This is a genomic window from Streptomyces sp. NPDC017529, assembly GCF_044329785.1.
Taxonomy (GTDB): Bacteria; Actinomycetota; Actinomycetes; order Streptomycetales; family Streptomycetaceae; genus Streptomyces.
The window spans coordinates 1-5,711 of record NZ_JBIRJY010000046.1; the positions used below are offsets into that span (position 1 = coordinate 1).

The 5,711-nt window shown below is 65.3% G+C and carries 3 protein-coding genes; all 3 read left to right on the top strand.

All coding sequences use genetic code 11. The features are described from left to right. The coding region (locus ACH4K4_RS38585; protein WP_398175030.1) for an RHS repeat domain-containing protein at nt 1–3,504 on the top strand (3,504 nt) is incomplete at its 5' end. After that, nucleotides 3,501–3,947: a hypothetical protein gene (locus ACH4K4_RS38590; protein ID WP_398175033.1), complete on the top strand. Its 447-nt coding sequence runs from the start codon at nt 3,501–3,503 to the stop codon at nt 3,945–3,947. The genes ACH4K4_RS38585 and ACH4K4_RS38590, both read left to right, overlap by 4 nt. A gap of 163 nt (nt 3,948–4,110) precedes the next feature. Continuing rightward, nucleotides 4,111–5,711: DNRLRE domain-containing protein (locus ACH4K4_RS38595; RefSeq protein WP_398175037.1), on the top strand; the 1,601-nt coding region annotated here is incomplete at its 3' end.

Consider the following 5,711-nt stretch of genomic DNA (forward strand, 5'->3'; position numbering starts at 1 on the left):
CCGCACGGCCAGGCACCGGCACCCGGCGGGGGCAACCCGACCAAGGTCGACGAGCTGGACCGCTTCGACGGCGGCAAGCCCGTCTTCGTGACCACATCCCGCATCGCGTACGACGCCGTGGGCCGCACGGTGGAACAGACCGACGCGACCGGCAGCAAGACGAGGACCGACTACGCGCCGTCCAGCGGCGCCCAGCCGACGAAGGTGACCACCACCGACCCAAAGGGCTTCGTGCGGACCGCCGAGATGGACGGACTGCGCGGACTGACCACCAAGGCCACCGACGCCAACGGGCGCAGCACCTCGCAGCAGTACGACGCGCTGGGCAGGCTCACCTCCGCGTGGAAGCCCGGCAGGGCCACTTCCGCACCGGCCGATGTGCAGTTCTCTTACAACGTCCGGCGTGACGGTCCGACCGTGGTGACCTCCAAGACACTGTTGGAGAACGGCAAGTACCGGACCGCGGTCACGCTCTACGACGGTCTGCTGCGTGCGCGCCAGAAGCAGATGGACGCCCACGGCGGCAAGGGCCGGATCGTTAGCGACACCTTCTACGACAGCCACGGAAGGCAGTACAAGACCAACGCCGAGTACTACAACGAAGGGGCCACCGCACCAGTCGTCCTGTCGGTGGCGGACAACAAGGTCCCGCAGCAGACGGTGACCGAGTACGACGGCCAGGGACGGACCACCGCTTCCGTCTTTAAGTCACTCAACGTCGAGAAATGGCGGAGCACGACCGCCTACGGAGGCAACTGGACCGCGTCCATACCGCCCAAGGGCGGCACCGCGACGCTCGTCGTTTCCAACGCGCACGACAAGCCGGTGGAGGTGCGGCAGTACAAGAACGGCAAGCCCGAGTTCGGCGCCGCTGCCGACACGTACGAGTCGCTGAAGTACACCTACGACTCCGCAGACCGGATGGTGAAGCTGGTGGATGCCGCGGGCAACACCTGGACGGCCGAGTACGACCTGCGCGGCCACCGGACCAAGTCGACCGACCCGGACAAGGGAACCGTCACCACCACCTACACGCCCGACGGCCAGGTGGCCACCACGAAGGACGCACTGGGCCACACCCTCGCCACCACCTACGACGAACTCGGCCGCAGGACCAGCGTCCGCAGGGACAGCGACAAGGGCGACAAGCTCGCCGAGTGGAACTACGACACCCTCGACGGCGGCAAGGGCCTGCTTGGCTCGTCCGTACGGTACGAGAAGGGCAACGCCTACTCCGTCGCCGTCACGGGCTATGACGCCGCAGGCCGGGCGACCGGCTCCACGGTCACCGTCCCCGACGCGGAAGGCAAGCTGGCCGGCAGCTACACCTTCTCCAGCAGCTACACCCCCAACACCGGGCTGGCGGCCACCACCAGCTACCCGGCCGGCGGCGGCCTGGCGGCCGAGACCGTCCGGCACGGCTACACGGAATTCGGCCTGCCCACGTCGCTGAGCGGCAACGGCAGGGTCTACTCCACCGGAAACCAGTACTCGCCCACCGGCGAACTGCTCCAGACCGTGCTGGGCGACGTCGGCCACCGCGCCGTACAGACCTACGTCTACGAGCCCGCGACCCGCCGCCTCGGCACGGTGACCAACGACCGGGAGGCCAACGGCCCGCAGACCCTCGACCACAAGACCTACACCTACGACCCCGCGGGCAACATCACCCGCATCCGCAACGACCGCGACGACAAGAAGTCGACCGACACCCAGTGCTACACCTACGACTTCGCCCAGCGCCTGACCAACGCCTGGACAGCCGCGGACAACTGCGCCGCCCAGCCGTCCGACGGCACCGCACCGAAAGTCGGCGGCGTGGACCCGTACTGGCACTCCTACACCTACGACGCGATCGGCAACCGCACCACCGAAACCCGGCACGACCCCGCCGGTGACACCGCCAAGGACACCCGACGCGGCTACACCTATCCCAAGACCGGCCAAGACCGGCCGCACGCGATGTCCGAAGTCGCCCTCACCGGCCCCGGCGCACGTAAGGACTCCTTCGAGTACGACAAGGCCGGCAACACCACCCGCCGCGTCACCGCGGAGGGCGACCAGAAACTCACCTGGGACGCCGAGGGCCGCATGGCCTCCTCAACCATCGACGGAAAGATGTCCACCTTCCTCTACGACGCAGACGGCAAACGCCTGCTGCGCCGGGACCCGGAGGCAATAACCCTCTACCTGGACAGCCAGGAACTGAAGCTCGACACCAAGACCGGAAAGGTCACCGGAAAGCGCTTCTACGCCACGAAGGGAAGCACCGTCATCGCTTCGTCGGACGGCACCCTGTCCTTCGTCCTCAGCGACCACCACGGTACGGCGGAACTCTCGGTCGATGCCGAGACGATGCGCTACACCCGGCGTGGCAGCGGCCCGTTCGGTACGGAACGCGGTCCGCAGCCCGGCAAGGACGCCTGGCCGAGTGAGCACGGTTTCGTCGGCGGCACCAAGGACGCATCGACCGGACTGACCCATGTCGGTGCGCGAGAGTACGACGCGGAGAACGGCAAGTTCGCCTCCGTGGACCCGGTGCTCGGTGTCAACAGCCCGCAGCAGATCAACGCATACTCTTATGCGAACAACAATCCGGTGGGCAACAGTGACCCGAGCGGAAAGTTCCCCTTTATCGACATCGGGGAAATGATCGCTGCAACGATTGAACAACAGGCCATGCGCCAGATGGAACAGGCTGCCGCCGAGGATGCCATTTACAGTGCAAACCTGAACGTCATGATCTCCAAGAGCCGCTACACGCATGGCGCGGCCAAGCGGTCCATGTGGAGCAGAGGCCCGAAGGGCACTCAGTTCAAGTCGTTCAACATTGGTAAGGGTGAGGATCGGGGCATCATCATGATGCGCTTCTTCATCCACCAGGAGAAAGCCGCGGTCGATTTTCTCCTCGGAGACGACCGCACATGGTCCACGGACCCGGCTGCGGCGTACCGCATGGTCTTGTTCTGGGACACTGCGTCAGGCGACGTCACCTTCAAGGTCGCGCCCTCACACCTCGCGCCCCACGACGAGGTTGTTGGTCGCTCGGTAGGCGTGGTGGAACGCCCTGAAGTACAATTCAACCCGCATGGTGAGATGCTTCCTGCCAAGTCCCTCCACATCAACGAAGGCAAGGATGACACCTTCCTTCACTGGCGCAACGACCTGAACGTGACGTCTCAAGGGCCTGATGGTTTCAGCGCCGAATTGCATGGGGTCAACAGCCTTATGCGACTCTTCGCCGTCGATGACACCCTGTCCATCGCCGCCAATGGCTCTTCAGTTAGCGTCGGGCGGGCAGGAGACGCCTATCCGGACATGGAAGTCGTTCAGTACCGTCGCAACGCGACACCACGGGTTATTGCTCGTGACGACATGCAGAAGGTCAGGTTCTTCGGCGGACGGAAGATACTCTCCGACGAGGAGGGCATGAGCGCCGCACCTGGCACCGACCATGTCAATCGAACGTGGAAAGACGGAACCTGTACCTCGGGGTGCTCATGACGGACACACAACGCCTTGGCTCTCGGTTTGCCGCGGGGTTCTGGTGGTTGCTCAAGAGCGTAGGGGGCTATCTCCTGGCCGCTCTTGTAGTGCCACCCGTGGTCTCCCTACTGCTGCCCACGCCTAACACAGACGGTGGCTATGCAGAACCTTCCTACTTCGACTCAGTGGTCGGCACGGCCACCCGGACCTGGTTCATGATCGTTCTGACCCTGGTGTTGGTCCTTCCGGTCTTGTTCATCCTGCTGTCGATGAGGAAGAAGATGGAAACGGCGTCCCTTCGGGGGCTCGCCGCGTTCCTTCTCTGTGGACCGCCCATGTTGACGGCTATGTTCGTCGGCTCGCAGGCCATGCTCGTCCATGTGGTCACCAATGTGACCTTCGCGGTCGTCCTTCTGCCTAGGGACCGGACTACGAACCGAGCGGAGGAAGTCCAGAAGTAAGCCATTGAGCGCAGCGCCGCCCGGTGGTCGGTCCAGGCCACCGGGCGGCGCCTATTTGTCTCCGCAACAGAAAGAGAAAAGAGCACCACCTGTGCACCACCTCTATGAACCGGCTACCAAGCGCCGGTATAGACGTCGTACGTCGCTCATAGCCCTTGCCACCGTGCTCGCCGTCGGCGCGTCGGCGGCGGGGGTTTCCCCGGCCCTTGCCTCGCCGGCTGCCGACCCCTCCGCCGTTCAGGACGACACCCCGGAGGGCCGCGCCGTTCGGGAGGCCGCCGAGTCCGGTAAGCCGGTCGAGGTGTTGAGCAAGCGCGACGAGACGACGCAGGTGCTGGCCAATCCGGACGGCACCTTTACGTGGCGGCAGTACGTACGGCCGGCTTTCGCGAAGGTTGACGGCGACTGGAAGGAGGCCGACGCCACGATGCGCAAGCGCGCGGACGGACGTGTCGGTCCGGCCGCTGCCACATTCGGGCTGTCATTCTCCGGTGGCGGAGACGCGCCGCTCGCCACGATGGAGAAGGCGGGCAAGTCACTCTCCATTACCTGGCCCAAGGCGCTTCCCGAGCCGCTGCTGTCCGGGGACACGGCGACTTACCCGGACGTACTGCCCGGCGTCGATTTGCGCATTCAGGCGGACGTCGACGGTTTCGCGCAGCATCTCGTGGTCAAGACGAGGGAGGCGGCTGCCCAGCCGGGTCTGGCCGAGCTGACGTACGGGCTGCGGAGCCAGGGCACCGTTCTCAAGGCGGACGGTGCGGGCAAGCTGAAGGTCACCGATTCGGAGGGCAATGAGCTGTTCACCGCTCCGACTCCGGTCATGTGGGACTCTTCCCACGAGTCCCATGAGGTAGCGGAAAACACCGCGACCGGGCGGGCGACGCAGGCCGGGTTCCGGGGCAAGCGTTCCGCGGTGGCGGCGGCCGCTGCCGGGCCGACGACGACTGGCGCGCAGGACGGGCCGCCGTCCAAGGTGGTGGAGATGCCCACCAAGGTCGTCGACAACACCCTGCGGATTTCGCCGGACGCCGACTTCCTGAAGGCCCCGGACACGGTCTTCCCGGTCACCATCGATCCCATCTTCTCCGGTGGCGGGCGCAACGCCTGGACCATCGCCTACAACAAGGGCGGTTCGCTCACCGGAACGTCGTTCTGGAACGGCGGCGGTTTCAGCGACAAGCTGGCCCGTATCGGCCATGAGAATTGGACGAACGGTACGGCGCGCTCGTACTTCCGGATGGACACGGATGGGCTGGGCGGCGCAAGGATCATAAGCGCCACGTTCAACCTCCTGAACTCCTATTCCTGGTCGTGCGCGCCCACCCCGGTCGAGTTCGGCTGGACCGGCCCCATCTCCGAGTCGACCACCTGGAACAACCAGCCCAGCTGGAACGAGACGCTGGAGACCAAGTCCTTCGCGCACGGCTGGACCGGCGATGGCAGCCAGTGCAAGGGAGGCGAGGGGCAGGATTTCTCGAATGCCGCCTTGAAGCGCCTGGTGCAGCGTGCCGCCGACCGTGGCGATGCCAATCTGACCTTCGGTCTGCGTTCTCGCTCGGACTACGAGAACAAGGTCAGCAGCTGGAAGAAGTTCCACAACAACCCGCACCTGGAAGTCACCTACAACCGTGCGCCCAAGGTGAATTCCTTCGCCGCGTTCCAGGGTCCGTGGAGTCCCGGGGGCGAGGACAACCTGAAGGTGGCGTGTGACGACGACCCGGCCACCTGGCCCACCATCGGGCGTAACGACCTCACGCTGAC